The following is a 23,903-nucleotide window of genomic DNA, read 5'->3' as shown; positions in this document are numbered from 1 at the left end:
ATTGCGGCATAGAGGTCGCAGCCACCAAGCGAAGGAGTGAAAGATGAACAAACCATTCTTGAAAATCGCCGGGGTAACCCTGTTGATGGGCCTGGCTTCGCTGCAGGTACAGGCAGCGTCTTCGGACGATTTCGTCGATGCGGCCACTGAAGCCGGTATCGCCGAAGTGGTCACCGGCAACCTGGCGCACGAAAAGAGCCAAAGCGCAGACATCAAGCAATTCGCCCAGCAAATGGTTACAGACCATACCAAAGCCAACCAGGAACTCGGTGATATCGCCCGCAAGCTGGACATCAGCGTGCCCGACGAGGCGGCGCTGACCGACAAGGTCAAGAAGATGATCCTCGAATGGCGCGAGGAGTCGTTCGACCGGTCCTACGTCAATAACCAGGTCGACGCGCACGAAAAGGCCGTGGAACTGTTCAAGAAAGAGGCCGCCTCCTCCGACAAGCCTGAGCTGAAGGCCTTTGCCAGCGACAAGCTGCCAACGCTGCAACACCATCTGGAACAGGCCAGGGCGCTGAAAGCCACCCACGGCAAGTAACCCACACGTCACCGCGCAATCCCAGGGGCCGCCTTGCGGCCCTGCCTTGAGCCATCTGGAGGTGGGCTCCCCATGAATGATCGAATCATCGAACTGTTCACCGCCACCACATTCTTCGGCATTTCCATCCTCAACCTGTTGGTAGCGCTGTGCGTTGCCGTGCTGACGTTCGTGATTGCCAGAGCTGTCATCGGCCTGTTGATGCGCCGGGTGCAGCGCTGGTCCGAACATGACGGGGCGATGAGTCAGGTGCTGGCCAAGGTACTGGCTGGTACCAGCAACAGCCTGCTGCTGCTCGCTTCGCTGCTGGTCGGTTTGAGCATGCTGGACCTGCCCGAGCGCTGGTTGGGCCGGGTCAGTAGCTTGTGGTTCGTGGTCGCCGCCTTGCAGATCGGCCTCTGGGTCAATCGCGCCATCGCGCTGGGGCTGACACGCTACTTCAGCCGGCACAGCGCCGACGGCCTGTATCAAGGCAGTGCATTGGCCACGCTTTCGGCCTGGGGGGCACGGGTGCTGCTGTGGTCGGTAGTGTTGCTGGCCATGCTGTCCAATCTCGGCGTCAATATCACCGCCTTCGTGGCCAGCCTGGGTGTGGGCGGCATTGCCGTGGCCCTGGCCGTGCAGAACATCCTGGGTGACCTGTTCGCCTCATTGTCGATTGCCGTCGACAAACCCTTCGAAGTCGGTGATTTCATCGTCATCGGCCCACTGGCCGGCACGGTGGAACATGTTGGGCTGAAGACTACTCGCATCCGCAGCCTGGGCGGTGAGCAGATCGTCATGGCCAATGCCAGCATGATCAGCAGCACCATCCAGAACTACAAGCGCTTGCAGGAACGACGTATTGTGTTCGAGTTCGGCTTGTCCTACGACACGCCCACCGAGGCGGTGAAACAGGCGCCCGCCATCGTCGAAGAGGCGATCAAGGCCCAGCAGCAGGTGCGTTTCGACCGCGCTCACTTGCGCGGCTTTGGCAAAGAGGCGCTGGAGTTCGAATGCGTCTATATCGTGAGAGACCCTGGCTATAACCTCTACATGGATATTCAACAGGCCATCAACTTTCACCTGCTCGAACGCTTCACCCGAATCGGCGCCAAATTTGCCGTGCCAGTGCGTGCCATCAAAGTTACGGCGCTGCCGCAACCCTTCGTTCAGTCTCAGGTACTGTGACGGCGGGTCGCATTTTGGCCCATCTCGGCCAGGTGGGCGTTTACCCGATGCCGTCCCCACCGATGTACCTGATCGTGCACAAGACCAACGCCGCCAGAAGGATGGCCAGGCAGTCGCACAACTGCTGCCCTCCTGGCCTCGCCGCACCGGCGGCGAGGCTCAGTGCCAGTTCAAGCCCGGGCGGCGCAGTCTGAAGCTATCAACGTTGCGTTGCGCCGCAGGTCATCGGCAGGACTTGGCCAGCGCATGTGCCGATGGACTCAATCCCTTGGCAGCAGCAAGGTGGCGGCCAGTCCCCCGCCCGCTCGATTCTCCAACCGGACCTGCCCGCCCAGGCGATCGATGATGGTCGCAACGATCGACAGACCAAGGCCGGCGCCATTCGGGCTGTTGCGGCTATAGAAGCGCTCGAATACACGAGAAAGGCTTGCTTCATCGATACCTGGCCCCTCGTCCTCGACCACTAGCTCCAAGGCGCCATCCAGACGCCTGAGTGATACGGTTATGCGGCCTGCCGGAGGTGAATGTTCAACCGCGTTGGACACCAGGTTCTGTAGCGCAATGCCCAACGCGCCAGCATCGATCGCCAGGTGATGGTCGCCTTCACCGATCTCCAGCGAGGGCTCCAGGCCGCGATCAAGTATCCACGGGGTCAGCTCAGCCAAGGTCTCGGTAACCACCTCAGCCAGGTCGACGCAGGTACTGGCACGCTGCCCCAGTTTCGGCTCGACGCGGGCGAGTGTCAGCAACTGGTTGACCACCCGGGTCAGCCGGTCGACCCCGCCCATCAGGAACCCCAGCGCTTTTTGCCGCTCCATGTCGTTGCTGGCGGCCAGCGCGTTCTGTGCATGCAGGCGCAGGACGGCCAGCGGCGTGCGCATTTCGTGAGCGGCATCGGCAATGAACCGATGCTCACGCCGCAAAAGGTCCTCGATCTGCGCCAACAGGCGATTGATGGCGGCCTGCATCGGCTCAAGCTCCGAGGGAAGCGGCACCAGTTGCAATGGCTCAAGGGAGTCGGCGTGGCGCGCGCGGATGACATTGGCCATGTTCTGCAACGGCCGCAGCCCCCAGCCGATCGCCGCCCAGACCAACAGCGCCAATGCCAGGCTGCCCAGGAGGAACGGGAACAGAGTATGGCGGACAATACGGTCGATCAGGTCGTAGCGTACGTCATCACGCTCGCCGACCCAGATCACCCAGCGTTTTTCCGGCACCGGCAAGACGAAACCGCGCCATTGTTCGCCGCCGCTGGTGAAGTCGTAGAAGCCTGGTACCGTCGGTGGCGAATCGAACGCTGGCGCGCTGGGTGTATGCACCAGAAGGGCTCCGCCGACCTGCCAGACCTGAAAAGCCAGCTTGCTTTCGTAAGGGTGCCCCACCTGATGTCGCCCTGCCCTGCCCAACGCTTCGTTGAAGGCCCGGTAGAGCGCCTCACGCGAGCCGTCCTGCACTGGCAGGCTCATGACACCCTGCAGCAGGCGGGCGTTCTGGGCGAGATGGGCGTCATACACCTCGTTAATTTCGCGGCGGCTATCGTGGTAGTTGTAGAGAGCCAGCAGACCGGTGCCGAGCAGCAGCAACAACATCACCCGCCACAGTGTGCGCTGGCGCAGCGAGCTCATGCCTTGGCCTCGACCAGGTAGCCGATGCCGCGTACCGTTCGGATCAACCCGTTGAACAGCTTCTTGCGCAGGTGGTAGATGTTCACCTCCAGCGTATTGCTCTCGGGCTCTTCGTCCCAGCCATACAGCAGCTGGGTCAGGCGCTCGCGGGTGAATACCTTGCCGGGTTGCGCCAACAGTTCATGTAACAGCACATACTCCTTCGGGGTCAGCACCACTTCGACACCGTTGTAGTGCACTTGCTGGGTGGCGGGGTCGAGGCTGACCCCGGCATGTTCGACCACTACCTTCGCCCGCCCCGCACTGCGCCGCAGCAAGGCGCGCAAGCGTGCCTTCAGTTCATTGAGGTCGAAAGGTTTCACCAGGTAATCATCGGCACCGGCATCAAGCCCGGTAATGCGGTCGTCCAGCGCATCCCGCGCGGTGAGGATCAGCACCGGCAGGCTGTCGCCGCCGGCGCGCAGCCGCCGCAGCAGTTCCAGGCCATCCATGCGCGGCAGGCCAAGGTCCAGGATCACCAGGTCGAAGGTTTCATGCTGCAGCGCATGCAAGCCACTGACGCCGTCACGCAACCAGTCGAGCGTATAGCCTTCCTGGCGCAAGCCGTCGCAGATGCCCTCTCCCAGTGCAATGTCGTCCTCAACCAGCAGCAGCCGCATGTTCAGTCCTGTTTGTCCTTGATCGCTTTCATTAAAACATCGATATCGGCACGCCGGCCCTGGTCAGCCAACTCACGCCCTGGCCGGGCCGGGGCCTGCAAGGCTTTCTGCAGAGCAGCAGTAGCCTCAGGGTAGCGCTTTTGCCGATACAGATGATCGGCCCAGAAATAGTTGCTGTCGATACCATTGGGGTTGATTTGCAGCGCCTTGCGCAGCAGGGCGTCAGCCTTGTCGGTGTCGCCGAAACCGATTGGCCAGCCGGGTACCTGGTCGTACAAAGTGCCCAGGCTGGTATAGGCCGAACCCTGCAGGGCATTGGGGTCCAGTTTCATGGCCTGCTCAAGACTGGCCTTCGCCGCCTTGACCTTGCCCAGTGCGCCGAGGCCACCAGTGGCGCCCGCCCAGCTGCTGTCGATGATGCCTTGCCAGATCAACGGCTCAGGTGATCCGGGGTACTGATGAACGAATGCCGCCGCGTCAGCGGAGAGCTTTTCAAAGGCGTCGGCACGTTTGTCCTTGGGTACCTGGTACTGGATCTGCGCCCAGTGCTGCTGCAGATCGCTCAGGTGCTGTGTGCCTGCCTGGTCCAATGCCCAGGTCAAGGGTGCGAATGCCAACAAGCTGGCGACGAACAGACGCTTCATTTGATCGACTCCTTGGAGTGGTTAGCGATATAGCGCCGAATGACGGGCAGTTGCTTGCGCAGTGCGCGGTCGACCACGCCCGGCAACATGCTGTTGATGCGCACGAAAAGCTTTTCCGGCCACCCCAGGTAAAGTTCGCTGCGCTCGGACTGCACCGCCGCGAGAACGGCGCGCGCAACATCCGCCGGGTCGTCCATGCCGACTTTAAGCGCTTGATTGAGCGCAGTCGCAGCACTGCTGTTCATGCCGGTACGGGTCGCCCGGGGGGCGGCATACAAGACGTTGACCGTGGTGTCGGCCAGCTCGCGCCGCAGTGCCTCGGAGAAGCCGCGCAGGGCGAACTTGCTGGCGCAGTAGGTGGCGTAGCCGGGATAGCCGATCGAGCCATAGGTGGACCCGACATTGACCACCAGTGCCTTGGGCTGAGCACGCAGCAGCGGCAGGCAGGCCCGCGTCAGCTGCAGCGGTGCCTTGAGGTTGATGTCCAGCAGCTCGTCGAGCGCGTGCTCGTCCAATTGGTCGAGCAGGGCGAAGCGATTCACGCCGGCCGCATTGATCAGCACGTTGACAGTGCCCATCTCGCGGGCTCGGCTCACGACCTGTTCGCGCCCCGCCTGGCTGCGCAAGTCGGCCTCCTGCCAACGCAGGCGATCCGGGTAGCGATTCATCAAGCCTGCCAGCTTGCCCATGTGCCGACTGACAGCCAGTACCTGGGCGCCGGCAGCGCACAACTGTTCGGCCAGCTCCAGGCCGATGCCGCCACTGGCACCGGTGAGGATCACCACGGACTCAGGCAAGCGCATGATGCACCTCTAGCTGCCCCGCGCGCGGCAAGCCTTGGAACATTTCGGTGTACAAGTGGTAGACGACCTTCGCCGCATGGATGACGGCCTGTTGGTCTGCGGCATCATCTAGGCGGTCCATCAGTTGCTTGTAGGTCACCATGTGGTCCTGGTCCAGCGCCCCATGGGAGCTCAGGTAGCTGAACGCCTTGTCAGGCAGGTTCAGTGTGGTTTTGATCGTGCCCGCCGCTTGGGTGGCCAGGGCGATGCTGGTGCCTTCGAGCACGTTGACCATGCCGAAGAGCCCGACCGGGTTGCCGCGGGCGATCAGGTCGTAGAGGTAGGCGACCATCAGCTCGATCGACCGCGCCGGCCGACCATCACGCACCGCCTCCCAGTCACCACCACAGGCGTTGATATCGTTGAGGATCCACTGCTCGTGGCCGTATTCCTCGTCGATGTACTCGCACACCGCGCCGCGCAGCCACTCCAGGCGCGAGGGCAAGCGCGCGCCACAGGCCATCATCAGCGGAACCGTGTGGCGGACATGGTGGTAGGCCTGGGTCAGGAAGGCAATGTAACTGTCCAGGCTGACCTGGCCGGCCAGGGCGTCACGGATCACCGGCACGGCGAACAACGCCTGACGCTCTTGGGTTGTTTGTAGTTGCAGGGTGTCGAAAAAGGACATGGGGAGCCTCACAACGAGATGTCGGATAACAGGGTTTGGTAGTGCTGCAGGATCGCCTCGCGTCGCGGGCGGCCGTTGGCAGTCAGGGTTTCGTCACGGGTGCTGAAGGGGGCCGGCAAGCGCCGCCAGGTATGTACCCGGGCGTAGTCGGGCAACTGCGCGTTGCACTGCTGCACGGCCTGTTCGATGGCATCGTCGCTGGCGGCAGGGTCAAGAGGCCAAAGCAGAGCCAGGTTGTGCGGCAAGGCTTCGCCATGCACGAATGCCTGGGCGATGACGCCGCTCTGGGTGAGTTCGGCTTCTACCCACTCCGGGTTGACGTTGCGCCCGAAGCTGGTGATGAACTGGTGTTTCTTGCGTCCATCGAGAAACAGATAGCCTTCTTCGTCGAGGTGGCCCAGGTCGCCCGTTGCCCACCAGGACTGGGTCACCGGGGCGTCCTCAAGGTAGCCAAGCAGTGTCGAGCCGGCCACCAGCACCTCGCCGTCGTCGGCAATACGCACTTGCACATGGGGCAATGGCTGGCCGACGCTGCCGTGGCGTACGGCACCAGGGCGATTCAATGCGACCACGGAGGCACACTCCGACAAGCCGTAGCCTTCGAACACCGGCAACCCGACCGCCTCGGCCCGGGCTAGCAGGCTTGGCGATACCCGGGCACCGCCCACCGCCACGAAACGCAGTGGGCCAACGCGCATCAACCCGCGCTCGATGGCCGTGACCAGCCCCATCAGCAACTGCGGAACGAGGATCAGGCTCTGCGCACCACTGAGGGCAATGGCGCCCAGCAGTCGCTTGAAATCCACCTGACTTGCCCCGCCCATGCCCAACTGATGCTGCGGATAGAGCTGTACGCAGGCACCCGCCATCAGTGCGGCATATACGCCGAGGTTCTCCAGCAATACGCCCAAAGGCAGCACGGCCAGGTACTGTTGCGGTTCAGTGGGCCGGCTTGCCGCCTCCAATTCCCGTGCTACCCGCAGCATGGCGTCAGCGCTCAGGCAGACACCTTTAGGGTGCCCGGTGCTGCCAGAGGTGTAGGTAATCTTGGCGGTACCATCAGGCAATCGGGCGCTGGCCAACCGCTCGCGCACCCAGAACTCACCTTCCTGAACAAACCCCTCACTGACCAGTCGCGGCTCCCACTGCGTCGTGCAAAGCACGGTTGAAGCACCACTCTGGGCAATGCAGTGATCAAACTGCGTCGCGCTGAAGAACGACGGCACGATCACGCAGGGGCGCGCCGCGAACAAGGCTGCCAGGTCCCAGAACAGCAGATCAGGGCCGTTATCCAGGGCCAGCACCAATGCCCCAGCAGGTTGCCGGTGCAGCACATGGGCTCGCAGTCCCACTTCACCGAGTAACTGCCGGTATGTGTAGCTGTGAGCATCACCTTTCACCGCCACGGCACCGGCATGATCTCGGGCGAACGACATCAGCAGCTCTTGAAACCGCTCCAGTTCACGCGGCATGGCCAGTCTCCTCGGCGAGCACTGGAAAACCCAGCCTTTGGAACACGCCGGCTCGGGTCAGGGCGTCGAAGCCATAGCCGATGTTTCCGGCAAACACCTGCGGATGTTGGTCATAGTAGGTCCCCCACTGATCCATCTGCCCCTGTAGGCGATCGGGATCGGCGGCGGCCAACACGCAGGGCGTAAGCCCAAGCCGTTGAAAACTGTTTATCAGTGTCGCCGCCCCAGTGAACGTGACCCACTCAAGGCCGCGGTTGGCCAACAACCACGTGACAGCGATGATCATGATGCGAGCACTGCCAGCGCTGAGGGAGGCCAGGTTTCCTACCTCGACTATGCAGGTGCGATCCAATGAAATACCCGCAACTTGAGAAACGGCGGTTTCCAAAGGCACGTCCAGGTACCGTTCGAGAAATACTGGACCCTGGCTGGCCGGGCGCATGCCGGCCGCGGCGATCAGGCGGCCGTGGCTATCATGCAATGCCAAGAGTTCTGGTAGGTAATGCTGCACATTCGCTTGATGCACGGCGGCAAAGCACGCGTGGATGAATTGCTCAAGATCCGCACGTGAAGGATCTCCCTCCAGATAAAGTGAAAGCTGCGCGCGGTGGTCGGCATGGCTACCGATGGGTAGCGGGAGCAGACTGCTCCATTGAGATTCGGTCATGAAACTCCCCCCGATTGGGTTCGACGGGGGGATTATCGGGGTCGAATCTGAATAGAATCTGAAGTGACGTTTTCGACTTCAGGTGAATTCGGCCTGACGGCTAACTGCCACAAACACCCACCTTTGTAGGCGAAGGCCCTGTGCCGTTTTGGATGATTCGAAATACTGCTCGATTTGCTCGAAGCATCCTTGGATGACCTGGACCAAATGCGGATCAAAATGCTGCCCTGACTGCTCCAGGAGGAAGGCTTGGGCGCGTTGCGCGCTCCACCTGGGTTTGTAGGGATGGGGCATGCACAAGGCGTCATACACATTGCACAGCGCCACGATGCGCGCTTCAAGAGGGATGGGTGCACGGGGTGGCCCGTTGGCCTACGTAGGCGGCGCAAGGTTTGAGGATGTCGCCCTGCCGCTTGGCGCGCTGCAAACCGGCCTGCTACTGATGCCGATTTAGGCCTTGGCCATGCCACTGCTCGCGCGCGTCGCGGCGCGGCGCTGACCTGCGGCATCGCTCTGAACAGTAGCGCACTTGGTCCCAACAGCGGGCCCAGCGCTTGCGCCAGTTGAACGGCCGATCACATCCCACGCAGACCTTGCTGGGCAAAAGACTCTTTTTCATAACGGCTGCTGCGCATCAAGCTGCGCCAACAGTACTTGGCCACGCTGCCACACGGCATCGCGCCGACTAGCAGTCATGCCATCAAGGCTGCGATAAACCAGAGCCAAGCGCGGGTTCGGCGACAGCAGGGGGCGATGGCGGATGAGGAAATGCCAGTACAGGGCATTGAACGGGCAGCCGTCGTCCTCGATCACATGATTCACCTTGTAACTGCACGCCTGGCAATGATCGGACATGCGCTGGATGTAACGACCACTGGCGCAGTATGGCTTGGACCCCAGGTAGCCGCCGTCTGCGTGCATCACCATGCCAAGCGTGTTGGGCAGCTCGACCCAGTCGAAGGCATCCATATATACCGCCAGGTACCACTCGCAAATCGCGGTAGGCACGATACCCGCCAGCAAGGCGAAGTTGCCGGTCACCATCAACCGCTGGATATGGTGCGCGTAGCCCAACCGCAGGGTCTGCCCGATGGCTTGCTCCATGCAGCGCATGCGGGTGCGCCCGGTCCAATAGAATTCAGGTAGCGCTCGGTCGTTGCCCAGGTGATTGAGCCCGGCATACTCAGGCATGCGCAGCCAATAGATACCGCGCACATACTCGCGCCAGCCGATCAACTGGCGAATGAAGCCTTCAGCTGCATTAAGCGGCACCCGCCCCTCGCGCCAGGCCTTGTCGACCTCTTCACACACACATCGCACATCCAGAAGCCCGATGTTGAGCGCCGCACTGATGCGCGCATGGAACAGGTACGGCTCGCCCTCGGCCATCGCGTCCTGGTAGTCGCCGAAAGCCGCCAGGCCAAAATCCAGAAAGTGCTGCCACAGCTGCTTTGCCTCGGCGTGGGTCACGGGGTAGTCAAAGCCGTCGATGTCCCCGTAGTGGTCGCTGAAGCGCCGTCGTACCAAGGCGACCACCGCTGCTGTGATCCCGTCCTGCGCGAAATGCGCAGCGAACGGCCCACGCAACTGGCGAGGCAGGGGCTTGCGGTTGTCACCATCAAAATTCCAGGCCCCACCTGCCGGGCTGCCGTCGGGCTGCATAAGCAGGCCGGTTCGCTTGCGCATGCCCCGGTAGAAGTGCTCCATACGCAGCTGACGACGCTCGTGGGCCCAGCGCGCAAAGGCTTCGCGGGAGCACAGAAAACGCGTGTCGCGATGCCACACGAGGGGCAATCCGGCATCACGCAGAGCCTGCTCCAGGCGCCATTCCCCGCACTCGGTCAGGTGAATTTGCGTGGCGCCCAGGGCTTCTTGCCAGCGATGCAACTCGCCAACGATGCTGCCGCTGTTGCCGTCAGCATCGAGCTCGACATAATGCACCTGCCAACCCCGCTCACGCAGGGTCTGGGCAAAGTGCCGCATGGCACTGAAGATGAGCACGATCTTGAGCGGATGATGCGGCACATAGCGAGCCTCACCCTCCACTTCCGCCATCAGAACAGCATCGCGGGCGGGGTCAAGGGCAGCCAGGCTCGCCAGGTCGAACGACAGCTGGTCACCCAGCACAAGGCCCAGGCGCATCGTTCTGGCTACCACTGGCTGGTGAGCGTGACCGGTACGCGAAGCGGCGCAATGGGGCCGTCACGTTGCCCGCACATCTCATCATGCACCACCTGCTGTACCAGCATGCAAGGCACGGGTGGCAGGTCGGCCAACAGCTGCCGCAGCTCGGTAGTGGAACGCACGCGAACAGGCTGCCCATGAGCGTCGCTCAATGTCACGGGACCGGCGTCGGTCAAGGCGCGCAGAAGGTAGAAGCCACCCTCCAGCGACAGCAGTTCAAGCTCCTTTGCTGCGCCGGTCGAGACCAGCTGGGTAAGCGCTATCAGGTTCATTGTGTGCCCTCTGGCTGGCGGCGGAAAAACAGGGTGATCTGGCCGATTTCGATGCCCAGCTTGCTCATGCTTGAACGGTTGATCAGAGTGTCGTCATCCATCAGATACATCCAGTCGTCCAGGTCTACCTGCCAGTGCCGCCCGTCAACTGGCAGGTCCAGTTGGTAACGCCATCGCAACGCGTTACCGGCTACTTCACCGCGCGCCTCGCCGATCACATCTCCTGCTGTTCCGCGCCAGCGACCAGGGCCGTCTGGCACCAGTGTCCAGGTACGCTGCTGGCGAGTGCCATCGCTATAGAGAAAATGTTCGTCGAGGATCAGCCGCTCACCATCGCGGCGGCTGTCGATACGCACGTGGAACCGCTTAACCACTTCTCCGGAACGCTTCTGGAACATCCCCCAGGCCTGCACCGGTCGCGAGAAGTATGCAGCCAGGTCGAGTTTCGGTTGCTCCTGGGCATAGTGCTCGACAACGACATTGCTGCAGCTACCCAGAAGCATGCAGGAAACCAGCAACAGTACTTTGTACATGTTCATGTTCCTCAGTCGTTGCTAGCCAGCCCAAGCAGGCGCAGTTGCGGGCCCCTGGAGCGTGGGTCTAGCCAGATGGAGAAGAAACTCACCACTCCCGAGCCGTTGCGCACCAGGCAGCTCGGCCCTCCAGCTCGCGCCCGCCGAGAAGATAACCAGTAACAGACAAAGGCAAGTCCAACGAGTACGGTGCGCTATGATGACCTCGATCGCACGCAAATACTGTACAACAATAGCATCTTGTACAATTTTTCGCTGCAACCGTATAGATTTTGATGGACAGCGCCAGACCTCGATCAGGTCACTAGCAATATCGCCAAGTCCGCAATATCGACAGGCACGAATGCCAAGGTCAGCAACGCATAGCCCTCACGCAAACTTGCTGCAAACACACAAAGCGTGATTATGAGCACGCCAAAGTCGCCCCAAAGTGCCCAGGCGAAACGCCGAACGGCGAGGTAGTCGCACACGCAACGGTTCGGCCGCTGTTTGTTCAAACTGCTGTATAGCTGGGATTGACAACGCCGGCTGGCCAGGCGACTGCTACGCGAAAGCCTGCTCGTTGCCATGAGCATCAGTGGCCTGGTCATTGCGCGCAGTGGTGTCGTACTGGCCTGGCGACGTCTGCACGGAGTGTTCAGGCAACCGTTACGCTGATTGCGTGCTTGGCGAACAGCGTTGTAGTGTTCACACCACAGCGCTTTTTGCTGCCCTGAAGGATTGATCATGCTCTACATCGTCATGCTCGGCGGTCGTCACCCTCGAGCCCACATCGAAGTCCACGATGTGGTCTTCGCCCAGGCCGATACGCTGGAACAGCTCTATCCGCAATTGCGCGAAGCCTGGTTCGGCAGCGCCAACGGCCTGCACATCGACTCCTGGCTGGAAGTTGCCGGTGTCGATGGTTATCGCGTCGAACTGAGCCAGGTGGCTCCGGGCCCCGGCACCATGCGCCTGTTCTTCCTGAACCTGGGCGGCTATGAACGGCAGGTATTCGGTGAAGCGCATCGCTACCTGCTGGTGGCGGCCACCGAAAAGGCCGAGGCCAAGCGCCTGGGCAAGCAACGCATGGCATCTGGTTGGCTCAAGCCGCATACCGACGCGGTGCTCGACGTCGACGATTGTCTGCCGGTCGATCTGGTGGCGGGACGCTATGTGCATCTGGTCAAGGGCGAGCATGGAGGTATCCGCCAGTTCAGTGACTACATCCTGCTCTGAAGACCGGCTTCACCGCCATGCCGGCGCGAGGCCTGTGCATGGACTGCACCGCCGAGGACTACCAGGCAGTGATCGACTACATGTCCAAGTGATGCGGCCAGCAAGCTGCGCAACAGCCAGGTGGGAGGCTGCCTGCTCAATACGTGATCAGTCTGCACGGGCCCTCCTCGTCCGATGAACCTGTCCAATCCAAGGGTTACGAAGAAGGCGCGACAAAATTCACCCCGCCGCCCCCCTGATACGCGCCAATCAACTGTCTGCCCAGGGCACTGACCAGCGCATCGTCGGTGCCATCCATGAAGTGGGTGGCGTGGGCATGCCGGTAAATCCCAGAGCGTGGCTGGACCTCGGCCGTGCTGGCCATTGCCAAGGCTCAGGCCGGGCTGAGCTCGGCGAGGTTGCAATACTGCCCCTTGAAGTACAGCAATGGCTGGGCAGCCGCCGCTTCCTGCAAGTTCAGCGCTTTCACCTCGCCAATCACGATCAGATGGTCACCGGCGGCGTGTTCGGCGTGAATCTCGCAATCGAGCCAATGCAGGCTGCCTGCGATGATTGGGTTGCCCAGCGGCGAGGCCTGCCAGTCGACACCCTGCCACTTGTCCGTGCCGCGCCGTGCGAACTGGTTGGAAATCCCGACCTGCTCACCCGACAGGATATTGACCGCGAAGCGGCCGGCTTTGCGAATCCCGGGGTAGCTGGCCGAATTGGACATGACGCTGAATGACACCAGCGGCGGGTTCATCGACACGCTGTAGAACGACTGGCAGGTAAAGCCGAGCGGCTCGCCATCACAGTGCGAGGTGATCACCGTGATGCCGGAGGCGTAGTGCCCGAGCGCTTCGCGAAAGCGCAGTGGCTCGATGGCAGTACTGAAGAGCGACATAGTAGATCCTGGATATGGGGTGCGACCCGTCAGCAATAGGAAAGGGCCGAAGCTGCGCGCCCCGCCCCTTCCACCTCGCGCTCAGCCTTACTTCGCGAGCTCTCGTCGCACGACCTCTGCACCTGCGCTCAAGGCATTCAACTTGCCGCGTGCCACGGCACGCGGCAACGGCGCCATGCCGCAGTTGGTGCACGGGTAGAGCTTGTCGGCATCCACGAACTGAAGCGCTTTACGCAGGGTATTGGCCACTTCCTCCGGGGTTTCGATGGCGTGGTTGGCCACGTCGATGGCTCCAACCATCACCTTCTTGCCGCGGATCAGATCGATCAGCTCCATCGGAACGTGGGAGTTGTGGCACTCCAGCGAGACGATATCGATCTTGGATTTCTGCAGTTTGGGGAACGCCTCCTCATACTGGCGCCACTCCGAACCCAGGGTCTTCTTCCAGTCGGTATTGGCCTTGATGCCATAGCCATAGCAGATGTGCACGGCCGTTTCGCATTTGAGGCCTTCGATGGCCCGCTCCAGGGTGGCAACGCCCCAGTCGTTCACCTCGTCGAAGAACACGTTGAAGGCCGGTTCGTCGAACTGGATGATGTCAACGCCGGCAGCCTCAAGCTCGCGGGCTTCCTCGTTGAGGATCTTGGCGAATTCCCAGGCCAGCTTTTCGCGGCTTTTATAGTGCGCGTCATACAGCGTATCGATCATCGTCATGGGGCCTGGCAGCGCCCATTTGATCGGCTGCGAGGTTTGCTGACGCAGGAACTTGGCATCTTCGACGAACACCGGCTTACGGCGCGCAACGGCACCCACTACGGTCGGCACGCTGGCATCGTAGCGATCACGAATACGCACGGTTTCGCGCTTCTCGAAATCAACGCCGTCGAGGTGTTCGATGAAGGTGGTGACGAAGTGCTGGCGAGTTTGCTCACCGTCGCTGACGATGTCGATACCGGCATGTTGCTGTTCTTGCAGCGACAGACGCAACGCATCCTGCTTGCCCTCGATCAGCGCCTCGTCTTGCAGCTTCCAGGGCGACCAGAGGGTTTCCGGCTGTGCCAGCCAGGACGGTTTGGGCAGGCTGCCGGCAGTCGAAGTGGGGAGTAGTTTTTTCATGACCCAAGGCCTTGTGTATTCGATCGATCAAACAGCGTAATGAGCGGACCATTGCTGCAGCACAGCGTGGTACGGCTTGATAAATTGTTCTTCGGCAAACTTGCCTTGCTCTATGGCCAGACGGCTGCGCTCTTCGCGGTCGTAGACAATTCGAGTCAACGAGTAGTCCTGGTGCTTCAGGCTGGGCTGATAGGACTTGCCTGCCGCCGAGTTCGCGTTGTAGATCTCGGGGCGGTAGATCTTCTGGAAGGTGTCCATCGTGCTGATGGTGCTGATCAGTTCCAGGTTGGTGTAATCACCCAGCAAGTCGCCGGCAAAATAGAACGCCAACGGCGCGACGCTGTTCGGCGGCATGAAGTAGCGCACCTTCAGGCCCATCTTGGCGAAGTACTCATCGGTCAATGAGTACTCATCCTGCTGGTATTCATAACCCAGGACCGGGTGCTGATTTTCAGTGCGATGGTAGGTCTTGCTGCTCGAAACGCTCAGGCAGATGACCGGCAGTTTGTTGAAATGCTCCCTGAAAGTGCTCGAGTTCACGAAGCACTTGAACAGTTTCCCGTGCAGTTCGCCAAATGCCTGCGGCGTGCTGAAGCCGGACTGCCCCTTGTTGTGGTCCAGCAACAGCACGCTGAAGTCATAGTCCCGCACGTACGAGGAGAAATTGTTCCCGACAATGCCTTCGATGCGCTCGTGGGTCTTGTGATCGACAATGCTGGTTTTCAGGATTTCAATCAACGGCAAGGCATCGCCCGTCTGTTCATCCGCGATCTTCATCTCGACGGAAACGATATCGAGCTCTACCGAATAACGGTCACCCTTGGGGTTGTCCCAATGCGCCAGGGCATTGAAGCGATTGTCGATCATCGCCAGCGTGTTACGCAGGTTTTGCTGACGGCTCTCGCCCCTGGCCAGGTTGGCAAAGTTGGTGGTGATGCGCGTGTTGTCCGCAGGTCGATAGTCTTCGTCGAAACGAATACTACTAATCGCGAAGGTAAATTCTTTATTCATTGTGACCCGGTACCCTCATTCCCGAAGTAGATCCTGAAAAGTCTTCCGGCTTGCCCGGCTTCGAAGGAAAAATTCAATGGGGGGATTGTCATCAGATGAACACCTTGAGGAAAGCTCATTTATTTTAAGCTGATCTTTAGTTTTCCTCATAATCGTTCTAAGACACCTGCTCACGATCGACGCTGCCCGCGCTGGAATGCGGCCTCTGAAAACGCGTATGCTCGCGGGCTTGAGAGAAAATGTCGGCGATGACGATCAACTGAAAACGGTAGCCGAGGACATTTTCGATGGCCTGCTGGCGGCGTTCGCAAGTGAGGAAGCTCAAAATGGTTGATACTCCCTCCGCTGTGAGCACACAGCCACCTTCGCAAGACACCCGGCAGCCGGTCAGTTTGTATGAAGCCTTCCTGTTCTGGCTCAAGTTGGGATTCATCAGTTTCGGCGGGCCCGCCGGGCAGATCTCGATCATGCATCAGGAGCTGGTCGAGCGCCGGCGCTGGATCAGCGAGAAGCGGTTCTTGCATGCGCTGAATTACTGCATGTTGTTGCCCGGCCCTGAGGCTCAGCAGCTGGCCACCTACATCGGCTGGCTCATGCACCGCTCCTGGGGCGGGGTGATTGCCGGCGCGTTGTTCGTATTGCCTTCACTGTTCATCCTGATCGGTCTGTCCTGGGTCTATATCGCCTTCGGTGAGGTCCCGGTAGTGGCAGGGATCTTCTATGGCATCAAGCCGGCGGTCACGGCAATCGTCGTCCACGCAGCCCACCGGATCGGTTCGCGCGCGTTGAAGCATGGCTGGTTATGGGCCATGGCCGGCGCCTCGTTCGTTGCCATCTTCGCCCTCAACGTGCCGTTCCCGCTGATCGTGCTGGTGGCCGCGATCATCGGTTATGTGGGAGGCCGCCTTGCCCCAGCCCAGTTCGTGATCGGTGGCGGTCACGGAACCGCAAAGCATAACCATGGCCCGGCACTGATCGATGACGACACCCCGGCTCCCACGCACGCCCGATTCGGTTGGGGGCACCTGTTGCGCCTGCTTGTGGTCGGTGCCGCACTCTGGGTCCTGCCCATGGGGCTGCTGACGCTGTCGTTTGGCTGGGGCGCAACCCTGCCACAGATGGGCTGGTTCTTCACCAAGGCCGCACTGCTGACCTTTGGTGGTGCCTACGCGGTGCTGCCCTATGTCTACCAGGGCGCTGTCGGACACTACGGCTGGCTGACGCCGACCCAGATGATCGATGGCCTCGCCTTGGGAGAAACGACGCCGGGACCACTGATCATGGTGGTCGCCTTTGTCGGTTTCGTTGGGGGCTACGTGCATCCCATGTTCGGTACCGAGCACCCGTTTCTCGCCGGTGCGGTCGCGGCGAGCCTGGTCACCTGGTTCACGTTCCTGCCATCATTCCTCTTCATCCTCGCCGGTGGCCCGTTGGTGGAGTCGACGCACAACGAGATGAAGTTCACCGCACCGCTGACCGGCATCACCGCAGCGGTCGTGGGCGTGATCCTGAACCTGGCCCTGTTCTTTGGCTACCACGTGCTTTGGCCAAAGGGTTTCAGTGGGGCATTCGACTGGCCCTCAGCGGTGATCGCGTTTGCTGCGGCAGTCGCCTTGTTCCGCTTCAAGCGGGGGGTGATTCAGGTGCTGTTTGCCTGCGCCGTGGCCGGGCTGGCTGTTCGTCTGCTGCGGGCTTGATTCATGCTATCGCTCGGGAGGAAGCGTTCGCCCCCTCGCAGTCATCGCGGACCACCGCCCCCTTGAGCCCCCCTTTACATCTCGACCTGGGTCCCCAGCTCGATCACCCTGTTCAGCGGCAGCTTGAAATACCGCAAGTTGCTGTTGGCGTTCTTCAACAAGAAGGCGAACAAGTGCTCGCGCCACTTGGCCATGCCGATCCGCTTGGTCGGCACCACGGTTTCCCGGCTCAGGAAGTAGGTGGTGCGCATGGGGCTGAAGTCCAGCTCGGCCGTGCTGCTATGGCTGAGCGCCAGGGGCACGTCAGGCTCCTCCATGAAGCCGAAGTGCAGGTTGACCCTGAAGAAGCCCTGGCCGAAGACCTCGACCTCGAAGCGTTTGTCCTGCGTCACCCGCGGCGAATCCTCCGACACCACCGTCAGCAGCACCACCTGCTCGTGCAGCACCTGGTTGTGCAGCAGGTTGTGCAACAGTGCGTGAGGCACCGCATCGGAGCGGGCGGTGAGAAATACCGCCGTGCCCTGCACGCGATGAGGCGGCTGCGCCTGCACACTGGCGATGAACAAGGGCAGCGGCAAGGCGGTTTCATCCAGGCGTTCGACGATGATGCTGCGCCCGCGCTTCCAGGTGGTCATCAGCACGAACAGCGCCAGGCCGGCGATCACCGGGAAGGCGCCGCCCTGCAGGATCTTCGGCGCGTTGGCGGCGAAGTACAGGCCGTCCACCAGCAGGAAGCCCAGCAGCAAGGGAATGGCCAGCCAGCGCGGGGCCTTCCATAGCAACAGCACCACCGCCGAGGCCAGCAGCGTGGTGATCAGCATGGTGCCGGTCACCGCGACGCCATAGGCCGCAGCCAGGGCGCTGGACGACTCGAAACCGACCACCAGCAACACCACGCCGACCATCAGCGCCCAGTTGACCATGCCAATATAGATCTGGCCCTGCTCTTCGCTGGAGGTGTGCTGGATGAACATGCGCGGCACATAGCCCAGCTGGATGGCCTGGCGGGTCAGCGAGAAAGCGCCGGAGATCACCGCCTGTGAGGCAATGATGGTGGCCAGGGTGGCCAGCGCGACCATCGGCAGCAGCCCCCACTCCGGGGCCAGCAGGTAGAACGGGTTGCGCACCGCCGCCGGGTTGTCGAGGATCAGCGCGCCCTGGCCGAAATAGTTCAGCACCAGACCCGGCAACACCAGCATGAACCAGGCGCGGGAAATCGGCTTGCGGCCGAAGTGTCCCATGTCGGCGTAGAGCGCCTCGGCACCGGTCAAGGCCAGCACCACGGCGCCCAGGATCGCCACGCCGATGCCCGGATGAGCCACGAAGAAGTGCGCCGCCCAGGACGGGTTCAGCGCCTGCAGCACCTCGGGCCGCTGCACGATGCCATGGATGCCGAGCGCCCCCAGCACCACGAACCACAGCACCATCACCGGCCCGAACAGTATGCCGATGCGCGCCGTGCCGTGCTTCTGGATGATGAACAGCCCGACCAGGACCACCACCGCCAGGGGCACTACCCAGTGCTCGATGCCATCGATGCCCAGTTGCAGGCCTTCCACCGCCGACAGCACGGAGATCGCCGGGGTGATCATGCTGTCGCCGTAGAACAGCGCTGCGCCGAACAGCCCCAGCAGCACCAGCACCTTGCTCAGCCGCGGATAAGGACGTGCCGCCCGCCTGGCCAGCGCGGTCAGCGCCATGATCCCGCCCTCGCCCTGGTTGCTGGCGCGCAGGATGAACAGGACGTATTTCACCGACACCACCCAGATCAGCGACCAGAACACCAGCGACAGGATGCCCAGCACTCCCTCTAGGTTGGCCTGCACGCCGAAATGGCCGGAGAACACTTCCTTGAGTGTGTACAGGGGACTGGTGCCGATGTCGCCATAGACGACCCCGACGGCGGCGACCAGCAGGCCGACGCCTGTGCTCTTGTTGGCGTGGGACGGGTTTTCAACGATTGCGGATTGGCTCACAGGTAACGTCTCGTCAGTATTGCGTAAACACTGAATGCGGGCAGGCAGGCGGGGGACAGAGAAAGCCGCGCCAGTATCTTCTCAACCTGCAAAGGCCGGCATAAAGAAAGCGTAAAAAAACGCCATTGCCCGATGAACGCTCGACATCGGAGGAAGAGCGCTGGCCACCTTGCGCGCTGTCGGCCAAGGCTCTTTTTTTCGTCTGGGTGCATCCAAATCGCGTGCTGGTGGGTACTCACCTCAGGGCAACACCTGAATGCCCTGCCATGTCCCTACCAGGAGATCGCTCGATGAACATCGCACACGTTTCGTTCCTGCCCGCCTGCGGCCTCGCCCTGGCCATGCTGCTGTCGACCGCCCACGCCCAGACTGGGGTCCCCGATGCCGTCAAGGTGCCGGACGGCCACAAGGTAGCGCTGGAAACCGTCGGTGTCGGCGAGATCACCTACGAATGCCGCGACAAGCCCGATGCCCCTGGCCAAACCGAATGGACCTTCGTCGGCCCGAAGGCCGTGCTCAAGGACCGGACCGGCAAGGCCGTGGGCGACTACTTCGGCCCGCCCGCCACCTGGCAGGCCAAGGACGGCTCGAAGATCACCGGCACGCAGCTGGCCATCGCCCCGGCGGCCAAGGGTGACCTGCCGTACCAGCTGGTCAAGGCCAATCCCGCCGAGGGCAAGGGCGCCATGAGCGGCGTCAGCTTCGTCCAGCGCCTGGCCACCCGTGGCGGTGTCGCCCCGCAGACCGCCTGCACGGCGCAGAACAAGGGCGAGAAGCAGATCGTCAAGTACCAGGCCGACTACATCTTCTGGGCCGCCAACTGAGGGCCTGTGCGCAAGGCGCGCCAGCACCCTTGAGCTACGCTCATCGACAGTCCCCGGCCGACCGGCCGGGGCTCCCGATAGCATGAGGATCGGCCCGACCTTGAACCTGCCCACGACGCCATTCGACTACGAGCGCTGTCTCCAGGCCTGTGCCAGGGGCGATCGCGGCGCCCTGCAGGCGCTTTACGACCAGGAGGGTGCCCGGCTGCTCGGCGTGGCCCGGCGCATCGCCCGCGACCACGCCACCGCCGAGGACATCGTCCATGACGCCTTCATCCGCATCTGGACCCGCGCGGACAGCTTCGATCCGGCACGTGGCTCGGCGCGTGGCTGGGTGTACAGCCTGACCCGGCACCTGGCCTTGAACTTCGTGCGCGATACCCGCCGTGAGGTCGTGCTCGACGATGCCGATATCGCGCCTTATCACGAAGACATGATCATGCAAGCCGATTCGCCGAGGATTGACCGCTGCCTCGACCAGCTCGACACCGCGCCGCGCCGCTGCATCCTGCATGCCTACGTCGACGGCTGCAGCCATGCCGAGATCGCCCGCTTGCTCGACACCCCGCTGGGCACGGTCAAGTCGTGGATAAAACGCAGCCTCAAGGCGCTGCGGGAGTGCATGGGATGAACAACGAGCCGGGTAGCAAAAGCACCGATGATCTCGAGCAACTGGCCGGCGAGTATGTGCTGGGCACGTTGTCGGCCGAGCAGCAGGATAGCGTGCTCAGGCGCCTGGATAGCGACCGTGCACTGCGTGACGCCGTGGACGCCTGGGAGCAGCGGCTGCTGGGGTTGAACGCGCTGGCCGCGCCCCTGCCGCCCAGTCCCAGACTGTGGCAACGGATCAACCGTAGCCTGGGCGACTGCCCTGCCCAGCCCACATGGTGGCGACGCCTGGGGCTGTGGCAAGGGCTGGCCGCTGCCAGCCTTGCAGCCAGCTTGTTGCTGGGTGTTGCACTGCTGACGGTTCAGTCGCCTGCCACCACCTATATGGTCGTGCTGGTGGCACCCGCCACCCAGGCACCTGGCTGGGTAGTCCAGGCCCGTGGCCCTGACAAGGTCCAGTTGATTCCCTTGGGCAAGTCCGAGGTCCCCGGAGATAAGGTCCTGCAGTTCTGGACCAAGGGTGAACAATGGCCAGCACCCATCTCGCTCGGGCTGATCAAGCCCGGGGAGCAGGTCACCGTGCCGCTGGAGCGCCTGCCTGCGGTTGAGCCCAACCAGTTGTTCGAGCTGACCCTGGAGAATGTGGGTGGCTCTGCCAGCGGACTTCCGACCGGGCCTGTGCAGTTCATCGGACGGGCGGTCAAAGTGCTCTGAGGAGCAGGCCTTTCAAGGTGATGGGAATTGGCGTCCAGCTGGCTGGCAGTGACTAATGTGTAGCCCTTTACCAAGGGCGGTCAATACTTCCCTGTACAGGCGAGCGTGTCACTGATGACGCAAGCCGCGAGGAGGTGCGAGATGAACAAACTATCAATCGTGGGTGCCGGTATCGTCGGTGAGGCAGCGGCCCAGGTCATCGCCCGGGAAGCCCTCTGCCGTGAACTGGCGCTGATCGACGTCCAGGGCGAGCTGGCGCAGGGCAAGGCGCTGGATGTCTGGCAGGCGGCGGTGGAGTCAGGCTCTGATACCAAGGTGCACGGCGGGTCGGATGCCCGGTTGCTGCAGGGTTGCGACCTGGTGGTGATCACTGCGGGCCTGCCGCGCAAGCCTGGCCAGTCGCGCCAGGATGTCCTGGCCACCAACCTGCCGATACTCGATGGCATCATGCGCGATGTGAAACAGCATGCGCCGAGCGCGACGGTGCTGGTGGTGTCGAACCCGGTCGACGTGCTTACCTATCGGGCCTGGAGCCTCAGTGGCCTGAGCCGCAACAAGGTGTTCGGCCAGGCTGGGGTGCTGGATACCGCGCGCATGAAGTGTTTCATTGCCGAGCAGACCGGGTTTTCGGCACGGGATATCACGGCGCTGGTCCTGGGCGGGCACGGCGACAGCATGGTACCGTTGATGCGCTATTGCACGGTCGGTGCGGTGCCGCTGGCGCACTTGCTGTCCAGTGAGCAGATCGAGCAGATCGTTGAGCGTACCCGCAAAGGTGGCGGCGAGATCCTTGCCCTGAAGAAGGTCGGCAGCGCCTGCGATGCGCCGGGCGTGGCGATTGCGCAAATGGTGGATGCGATTGCCAACGGGCGCAGCCGCATCCTGCCGGCGGTCGCGATTCTCGAGGGCGAGTACGGGCGCACGGATATTGCCATGGGGGTTCCCTGCGTGCTCTCGGACGCAGGTATCACGCAGGTGATCGAACTGCCGCTGGATGCGCAGGAGCAGGCGATGTTCGACCGTTCTGCGGATCAAGTGGCGCGGGATATTGCGCAGATGAAAGCGCTGTAGGGAGCCGTTACAGGTCCAGGGCGCCCCTGAGCAGAGCATCGAGCACGCCGGGCGCCTGCGGATCGCGCTCATCCAGCAGACACATCGGAATCCCCTGCAACACCTCCTGCGAAGCGCCCAACCCCTCCCCCACCAAGGCCAGCGGGCAAGGGATCTCCATCTGCAACGAACGCAGCCGTTTCGCCAAGGCCGCGCTTACCGGCCCCTGCACCGCGACCACCAGCACCGCGGGCTGGATTGCTCCGCACACCAGCGCCAGCTCCTCAAGCGGCTGGCCACACCCCAGCACTTCAATGCGTTGCCGTCGATCGCTCAGCAGCAGGCCGGCACACAGCAACTGCAGGTCGGCCAGGCCCTCGGCGCCGGCCAGCAGCACCCGTGGCGCATCGGCCTGGTTCATGTGCAGGCGCAGTAGTAGACGGGCGCGCAGGAAGGTGTCCAGGAACAGCCACTGGCTGCGCTCGCCGAAAGCCTCGCCCTCGGCCAGTTCACGCCACACCGGCATGAACACCTCATGCATCACCGTGGCCTTGGGTAGCAGCGTGAACAGCTGTCCATGAATACCTTCCAGCGCCTGCGCGTCGAACGCCTTGGTGGCCCGGACAACGGCCAGGCGCCAATCGTGAAAGGCATCGTCCTGCGCGGGGGGCGCTTCGGGCTGGCCGGCGAGCAGCCCGCCGACCTTGCTGATGGGCACGCCGTTGCCGGTCCAGCGCAGGATGTCGCGAATGCGCTGGACATCCCGGGCCGTGTAGAGCCGGTGGCCGCCTTCGGTGCGCTGTGGGCTGATCAGGCCATGGCGGCGCTCCCAGGCCCGCAATGTCACGGGGTTGATGCCGGTCAGGCTGACCACGTCGCGCATGGGCAGCAAGTCGAAGGAAGGGGTGTCGGTCATGGCCAGGGTTCAAATGGATGTGAGCACATTCTAAACCCATGGGCACCTGTTGCGGCGAGCCTGCTTGGGTCATCATGGTCGGCAAACGCGCCCGAGGCTCTCGCACGGTAGCTACGCTGCGCATTTGCATCCACGTTCCGACAGGTGAGCTCCATGATCAACGCGAAACTCCTGCAACTGATGGTCGAACAGTCCAACGATGGCATCGTCGTCGCCGAGCAGGAGGGCAACGACAGCATTCTTATCTATGTCAACCCGGCGTTTGAACGGCTCACCGGCTATACCACGGACGATATCCTCTACCAGGACTGCCGGTTTCTCCAGGGCGCCGACCATGACCAGCCGAGCGTCGCCGCCATCGCGCAGGCGATCCGCGCCGGTCGCCCATGCCGCCAGGTGCTGCGCAACTACCGCAAGGATGGCAGCCCGTTCTGGAACGAGCTGTCGATCACCCCGGTACGCAATGAAGCCGACCAGTTGACCTACTACATCGGTATCCAGCGCGATGTCACCGCCCAGGTGGCCGCCGAGGAGAAAGTACGTGAACTGGAGGCGGAGGTTGCGCGCCTGCGCCAGGCGCTGGAGGCGACGGGACGCTGATTGAAAAAGCTGTACAAGACCATTGTATTTGTACAATTTTAGTCCTAGG

At 62.2% G+C, this 23,903-nt stretch carries 28 protein-coding genes and 2 pseudogenes; 11 read left to right on the top strand and 19 right to left on the bottom strand.

Annotation, left to right across the window (positions count from 1 at the left end; translation table 11 throughout):
- The first annotated feature begins 43 nt into the window (after positions 1–43).
- Together AC25ND_RS08090 and AC25ND_RS08085 are read left to right on the top strand one after the other, a co-directional pair.
- Positions 44–544 (top strand): DUF4142 domain-containing protein, encoded by a 501-nt coding sequence (locus tag AC25ND_RS08090; RefSeq protein WP_028689325.1) that lies wholly within the window; start codon positions 44–46, stop codon positions 542–544.
- Positions 545–616: 72 nt separating this feature from the next.
- Positions 617–1,714, top strand: coding sequence for a mechanosensitive ion channel family protein (locus AC25ND_RS08085; protein ID WP_186594927.1), 1,098 nt, complete (start codon positions 617–619; stop codon positions 1,712–1,714).
- A 260-nt stretch (positions 1,715–1,974) separates the two neighbouring features.
- On the opposite strand, the gene AC25ND_RS08080 is transcribed toward AC25ND_RS08085, so the two are convergent.
- From AC25ND_RS08080 to AC25ND_RS08045, 8 genes are all read right to left on the bottom strand, one after another.
- Positions 1,975–3,339, bottom strand: a complete 1,365-nt coding sequence (locus AC25ND_RS08080; protein WP_232853335.1) for a sensor histidine kinase — start codon at positions 3,337–3,339, stop codon at positions 1,975–1,977.
- The gene (locus AC25ND_RS08075) at positions 3,336–3,998 is read right to left on the bottom strand and encodes a response regulator (protein WP_236248181.1); all 663 of its coding nucleotides are present in this window, start codon (positions 3,996–3,998) and stop codon (positions 3,336–3,338) included. The genes AC25ND_RS08080 and AC25ND_RS08075 overlap by 4 nt, the downstream gene beginning before the upstream one ends.
- A gap of 2 nt (positions 3,999–4,000) precedes the next feature.
- Complete coding sequence (locus AC25ND_RS08070) at positions 4,001–4,642, bottom strand: tetratricopeptide repeat protein (RefSeq protein WP_028689321.1); 642 nt, start codon at positions 4,640–4,642, stop codon at positions 4,001–4,003.
- On the bottom strand, positions 4,639–5,445 hold the full coding sequence (locus AC25ND_RS08065) for an SDR family oxidoreductase (protein WP_028689320.1): 807 nt from the start codon (positions 5,443–5,445) through the stop codon (positions 4,639–4,641). The genes AC25ND_RS08070 and AC25ND_RS08065 overlap by 4 nt, the downstream gene beginning before the upstream one ends.
- Complete coding sequence (locus AC25ND_RS08060) at positions 5,432–6,112, bottom strand: iron-containing redox enzyme family protein (protein ID WP_028689319.1); 681 nt, start codon at positions 6,110–6,112, stop codon at positions 5,432–5,434. Before AC25ND_RS08060 ends, AC25ND_RS08065 begins: the two co-directional genes overlap by 14 nt.
- Before the next feature lie 8 nt (positions 6,113–6,120).
- Entirely contained in the window at positions 6,121–7,584 is a 1,464-nt protein-coding gene (locus AC25ND_RS08055) for an AMP-binding protein (protein ID WP_088852123.1), read from the bottom strand.
- Positions 7,574–8,251: a thermostable hemolysin gene (locus tag AC25ND_RS08050; protein WP_213882801.1), complete on the bottom strand. Its 678-nt coding sequence runs from the start codon at positions 8,249–8,251 to the stop codon at positions 7,574–7,576. The genes AC25ND_RS08055 and AC25ND_RS08050 overlap by 11 nt, the downstream gene beginning before the upstream one ends.
- A gap of 78 nt (positions 8,252–8,329) precedes the next feature.
- On the bottom strand, positions 8,330–8,563 hold the full coding sequence (locus AC25ND_RS08045; RefSeq protein WP_486976240.1) for a hypothetical protein: 234 nt from the start codon (positions 8,561–8,563) through the stop codon (positions 8,330–8,332).
- 34 nt (positions 8,564–8,597) lie between these two features.
- Between AC25ND_RS08045 and AC25ND_RS08040 the strand changes: the two are divergent.
- Positions 8,598–8,705 (top strand): annotated as a pseudogene (locus AC25ND_RS08040) (DUF2878 domain-containing protein); the annotation flags it as partial.
- On the opposite strand, the gene AC25ND_RS08035 reads toward AC25ND_RS08040, so the two are convergent.
- The 5 genes from AC25ND_RS08035 to AC25ND_RS08015 form a co-directional block, all read right to left on the bottom strand.
- Positions 8,688–8,870, bottom strand: coding sequence for a DUF2256 domain-containing protein (locus tag AC25ND_RS08035; protein WP_486976222.1), 183 nt, complete (start codon positions 8,868–8,870; stop codon positions 8,688–8,690). The pseudogene AC25ND_RS08040 and the gene AC25ND_RS08035 sit on opposite strands and share 18 nt — an antisense overlap.
- On the bottom strand, positions 8,867–10,393 hold the full coding sequence (locus AC25ND_RS08030; RefSeq protein ID WP_247284415.1) for a cryptochrome/photolyase family protein: 1,527 nt from the start codon (positions 10,391–10,393) through the stop codon (positions 8,867–8,869). The genes AC25ND_RS08035 and AC25ND_RS08030 overlap by 4 nt, the downstream gene beginning before the upstream one ends.
- A gap of 8 nt (positions 10,394–10,401) precedes the next feature.
- Entirely contained in the window at positions 10,402–10,707 is a 306-nt protein-coding gene (locus AC25ND_RS08025; protein WP_028689314.1) for a DUF6482 family protein, read from the bottom strand.
- Complete coding sequence (locus AC25ND_RS08020) at positions 10,704–11,240, bottom strand: DUF3833 domain-containing protein (protein WP_062364394.1); 537 nt, start codon at positions 11,238–11,240, stop codon at positions 10,704–10,706. The genes AC25ND_RS08025 and AC25ND_RS08020 overlap by 4 nt, the downstream gene beginning before the upstream one ends.
- A 296-nt stretch (positions 11,241–11,536) precedes the next feature.
- On the bottom strand, positions 11,537–11,968 hold the full coding sequence (locus AC25ND_RS08015; protein ID WP_486976221.1) for a hypothetical protein: 432 nt from the start codon (positions 11,966–11,968) through the stop codon (positions 11,537–11,539).
- Here AC25ND_RS08015 and AC25ND_RS08010 point away from each other — a divergent pair.
- Both AC25ND_RS08010 and AC25ND_RS08005 read left to right on the top strand, forming a co-directional pair.
- Positions 11,967–12,458 carry a DUF1543 domain-containing protein gene (locus AC25ND_RS08010; RefSeq protein ID WP_486976220.1) on the top strand — a complete coding sequence of 164 codons (492 nt, stop codon included), beginning with the start codon at positions 11,967–11,969 and terminating at the stop codon, positions 12,456–12,458. The two genes, AC25ND_RS08015 and AC25ND_RS08010, sit on opposite strands and share 2 nt — an antisense overlap.
- Before the next feature lie 5 nt (positions 12,459–12,463).
- Positions 12,464–12,550 (top strand): annotated as a pseudogene (locus tag AC25ND_RS08005) (c-type cytochrome); the annotation flags it as partial.
- A gap of 281 nt (positions 12,551–12,831) precedes the next feature.
- Here AC25ND_RS08005 and AC25ND_RS08000 read toward each other — a convergent pair.
- The 4 genes from AC25ND_RS08000 to AC25ND_RS07985 form a co-directional block, all read right to left on the bottom strand.
- A complete protein-coding gene (locus AC25ND_RS08000) occupies positions 12,832–13,341 on the bottom strand; it encodes a flavin reductase family protein (protein WP_028689310.1) in 510 nt (169 codons plus the stop codon).
- An 87-nt stretch (positions 13,342–13,428) separates the two neighbouring features.
- Positions 13,429–14,457 carry a methionine synthase gene (locus AC25ND_RS07995; RefSeq protein WP_028689309.1) on the bottom strand — a complete coding sequence of 343 codons (1,029 nt, stop codon included), beginning with the start codon at positions 14,455–14,457 and terminating at the stop codon, positions 13,429–13,431.
- A gap of 27 nt (positions 14,458–14,484) precedes the next feature.
- The gene (locus AC25ND_RS07990; RefSeq protein WP_028689308.1) at positions 14,485–15,468 is read right to left on the bottom strand and encodes a DUF1852 domain-containing protein; all 984 of its coding nucleotides are present in this window, start codon (positions 15,466–15,468) and stop codon (positions 14,485–14,487) included.
- A gap of 157 nt (positions 15,469–15,625) precedes the next feature.
- On the bottom strand, positions 15,626–15,793 hold the full coding sequence (locus AC25ND_RS07985; RefSeq protein ID WP_155952661.1) for a hypothetical protein: 168 nt from the start codon (positions 15,791–15,793) through the stop codon (positions 15,626–15,628).
- A 1-nt stretch (position 15,794) separates the two neighbouring features.
- Between AC25ND_RS07985 and chrA the strand changes: the two genes are divergently transcribed.
- Positions 15,795–17,165: a chromate efflux transporter gene (chrA, locus tag AC25ND_RS07980; protein ID WP_288519081.1), complete on the top strand. Its 1,371-nt coding sequence runs from the start codon at positions 15,795–15,797 to the stop codon at positions 17,163–17,165.
- 74 nt (positions 17,166–17,239) lie between these two features.
- Here chrA and AC25ND_RS07975 read toward each other — a convergent pair whose 3' ends face one another.
- On the bottom strand, positions 17,240–19,141 hold the full coding sequence (locus tag AC25ND_RS07975) for a potassium transporter Kup (protein WP_280060649.1): 1,902 nt from the start codon (positions 19,139–19,141) through the stop codon (positions 17,240–17,242).
- Positions 19,142–19,431: 290 nt separating this feature from the next.
- Between AC25ND_RS07975 and AC25ND_RS07970 the strand changes: the two genes are divergently transcribed.
- The 4 genes from AC25ND_RS07970 to AC25ND_RS07955 all read left to right on the top strand — a co-directional run bounded on the left by AC25ND_RS07970 (position 19,432) and on the right by AC25ND_RS07955 (position 22,359).
- On the top strand, positions 19,432–19,965 hold the full coding sequence (locus tag AC25ND_RS07970) for a DUF3455 domain-containing protein (RefSeq protein ID WP_028689305.1): 534 nt from the start codon (positions 19,432–19,434) through the stop codon (positions 19,963–19,965).
- 100 nt (positions 19,966–20,065) lie between these two features.
- Positions 20,066–20,596: a sigma-70 family RNA polymerase sigma factor gene (locus AC25ND_RS07965; protein ID WP_028689304.1), complete on the top strand. Its 531-nt coding sequence runs from the start codon at positions 20,066–20,068 to the stop codon at positions 20,594–20,596.
- Complete coding sequence (locus AC25ND_RS07960; protein WP_028689303.1) at positions 20,593–21,288, top strand: anti-sigma factor; 696 nt, start codon at positions 20,593–20,595, stop codon at positions 21,286–21,288. The genes AC25ND_RS07965 and AC25ND_RS07960 overlap by 4 nt, the downstream gene beginning before the upstream one ends.
- A 141-nt stretch (positions 21,289–21,429) precedes the next feature.
- Positions 21,430–22,359: a malate dehydrogenase gene (locus AC25ND_RS07955; RefSeq protein ID WP_486976219.1), complete on the top strand. Its 930-nt coding sequence runs from the start codon at positions 21,430–21,432 to the stop codon at positions 22,357–22,359.
- Between the two features lie 7 nt (positions 22,360–22,366).
- Here the strand turns inward: AC25ND_RS07955 and AC25ND_RS07950 are convergent, their stop codons facing one another.
- The gene (locus AC25ND_RS07950) at positions 22,367–23,254 is read right to left on the bottom strand and encodes a MerR family transcriptional regulator (RefSeq protein ID WP_232853343.1); all 888 of its coding nucleotides are present in this window, start codon (positions 23,252–23,254) and stop codon (positions 22,367–22,369) included.
- A 153-nt stretch (positions 23,255–23,407) separates the two neighbouring features.
- On the opposite strand from AC25ND_RS07950, the gene AC25ND_RS07945 reads away from it, so the two are divergent.
- Complete coding sequence (locus tag AC25ND_RS07945; RefSeq protein WP_028689300.1) at positions 23,408–23,854, top strand: PAS sensor domain-containing protein; 447 nt, start codon at positions 23,408–23,410, stop codon at positions 23,852–23,854.
- Positions 23,855–23,903 lie beyond the last annotated feature (49 nt).

The sequence above is a fragment of the Pseudomonas sp. P110(2024) genome (genome assembly GCF_057480795.1).
The sequence above is the reverse complement of the archived record's forward strand: the minus strand, read 5'-3'. Positions and strand labels throughout refer to the sequence as shown.

What these genes read in the sequence shown, in the direction of transcription:
- AC25ND_RS08065 (WP_028689320.1), bottom strand. Translation starts at nt 5,445, where the DNA reads ATGCGCTTGCCTGAGTCCGTGGTGATCCTCACCGGTGCCAGTGGCGGC.
- AC25ND_RS08030 (WP_247284415.1), bottom strand. Translation starts at nt 10,393, where the DNA reads ATGCGCCTGGGCCTTGTGCTGGGTGACCAGCTGTCGTTCGACCTGGCG.
- AC25ND_RS08055 (WP_088852123.1), bottom strand. Translation starts at nt 7,584, where the DNA reads ATGCCGCGTGAACTGGAGCGGTTTCAAGAGCTGCTGATGTCGTTCGCC.
- AC25ND_RS07950 (WP_232853343.1), bottom strand. Translation starts at nt 23,254, where the DNA reads ATGACCGACACCCCTTCCTTCGACTTGCTGCCCATGCGCGACGTGGTC.
- AC25ND_RS08035 (WP_486976222.1), bottom strand. Translation starts at nt 8,870, where the DNA reads ATGAAAAAGAGTCTTTTGCCCAGCAAGGTCTGCGTGGGATGTGATCGG.
- AC25ND_RS08010 (WP_486976220.1), top strand. Translation starts at nt 11,967, where the DNA reads ATGCTCTACATCGTCATGCTCGGCGGTCGTCACCCTCGAGCCCACATC.
- AC25ND_RS08070 (WP_028689321.1), bottom strand. Translation starts at nt 4,642, where the DNA reads ATGAAGCGTCTGTTCGTCGCCAGCTTGTTGGCATTCGCACCCTTGACC.
- AC25ND_RS07970 (WP_028689305.1), top strand. Translation starts at nt 19,432, where the DNA reads ATGAACATCGCACACGTTTCGTTCCTGCCCGCCTGCGGCCTCGCCCTG.
- AC25ND_RS08080 (WP_232853335.1), bottom strand. Translation starts at nt 3,339, where the DNA reads ATGAGCTCGCTGCGCCAGCGCACACTGTGGCGGGTGATGTTGTTGCTG.
- AC25ND_RS08075 (WP_236248181.1), bottom strand. Translation starts at nt 3,998, where the DNA reads ATGCGGCTGCTGCTGGTTGAGGACGACATTGCACTGGGAGAGGGCATC.
- AC25ND_RS08090 (WP_028689325.1), top strand. Translation starts at nt 44, where the DNA reads ATGAACAAACCATTCTTGAAAATCGCCGGGGTAACCCTGTTGATGGGC.
- AC25ND_RS07945 (WP_028689300.1), top strand. Translation starts at nt 23,408, where the DNA reads ATGATCAACGCGAAACTCCTGCAACTGATGGTCGAACAGTCCAACGAT.
- AC25ND_RS07995 (WP_028689309.1), bottom strand. Translation starts at nt 14,457, where the DNA reads ATGAAAAAACTACTCCCCACTTCGACTGCCGGCAGCCTGCCCAAACCG.
- AC25ND_RS07990 (WP_028689308.1), bottom strand. Translation starts at nt 15,468, where the DNA reads ATGAATAAAGAATTTACCTTCGCGATTAGTAGTATTCGTTTCGACGAA.
- AC25ND_RS08050 (WP_213882801.1), bottom strand. Translation starts at nt 8,251, where the DNA reads ATGACCGAATCTCAATGGAGCAGTCTGCTCCCGCTACCCATCGGTAGC.
- AC25ND_RS08000 (WP_028689310.1), bottom strand. Translation starts at nt 13,341, where the DNA reads ATGTCGCTCTTCAGTACTGCCATCGAGCCACTGCGCTTTCGCGAAGCG.
- AC25ND_RS08085 (WP_186594927.1), top strand. Translation starts at nt 617, where the DNA reads ATGAATGATCGAATCATCGAACTGTTCACCGCCACCACATTCTTCGGC.
- AC25ND_RS07960 (WP_028689303.1), top strand. Translation starts at nt 20,593, where the DNA reads ATGAACAACGAGCCGGGTAGCAAAAGCACCGATGATCTCGAGCAACTG.
- AC25ND_RS08015 (WP_486976221.1), bottom strand. Translation starts at nt 11,968, where the DNA reads ATGATCAATCCTTCAGGGCAGCAAAAAGCGCTGTGGTGTGAACACTAC.
- AC25ND_RS08020 (WP_062364394.1), bottom strand. Translation starts at nt 11,240, where the DNA reads ATGTACAAAGTACTGTTGCTGGTTTCCTGCATGCTTCTGGGTAGCTGC.
- AC25ND_RS07955 (WP_486976219.1), top strand. Translation starts at nt 21,430, where the DNA reads ATGAACAAACTATCAATCGTGGGTGCCGGTATCGTCGGTGAGGCAGCG.
- AC25ND_RS08025 (WP_028689314.1), bottom strand. Translation starts at nt 10,707, where the DNA reads ATGAACCTGATAGCGCTTACCCAGCTGGTCTCGACCGGCGCAGCAAAG.
- AC25ND_RS08060 (WP_028689319.1), bottom strand. Translation starts at nt 6,112, where the DNA reads ATGTCCTTTTTCGACACCCTGCAACTACAAACAACCCAAGAGCGTCAG.
- chrA (WP_288519081.1), top strand. Translation starts at nt 15,795, where the DNA reads ATGGTTGATACTCCCTCCGCTGTGAGCACACAGCCACCTTCGCAAGAC.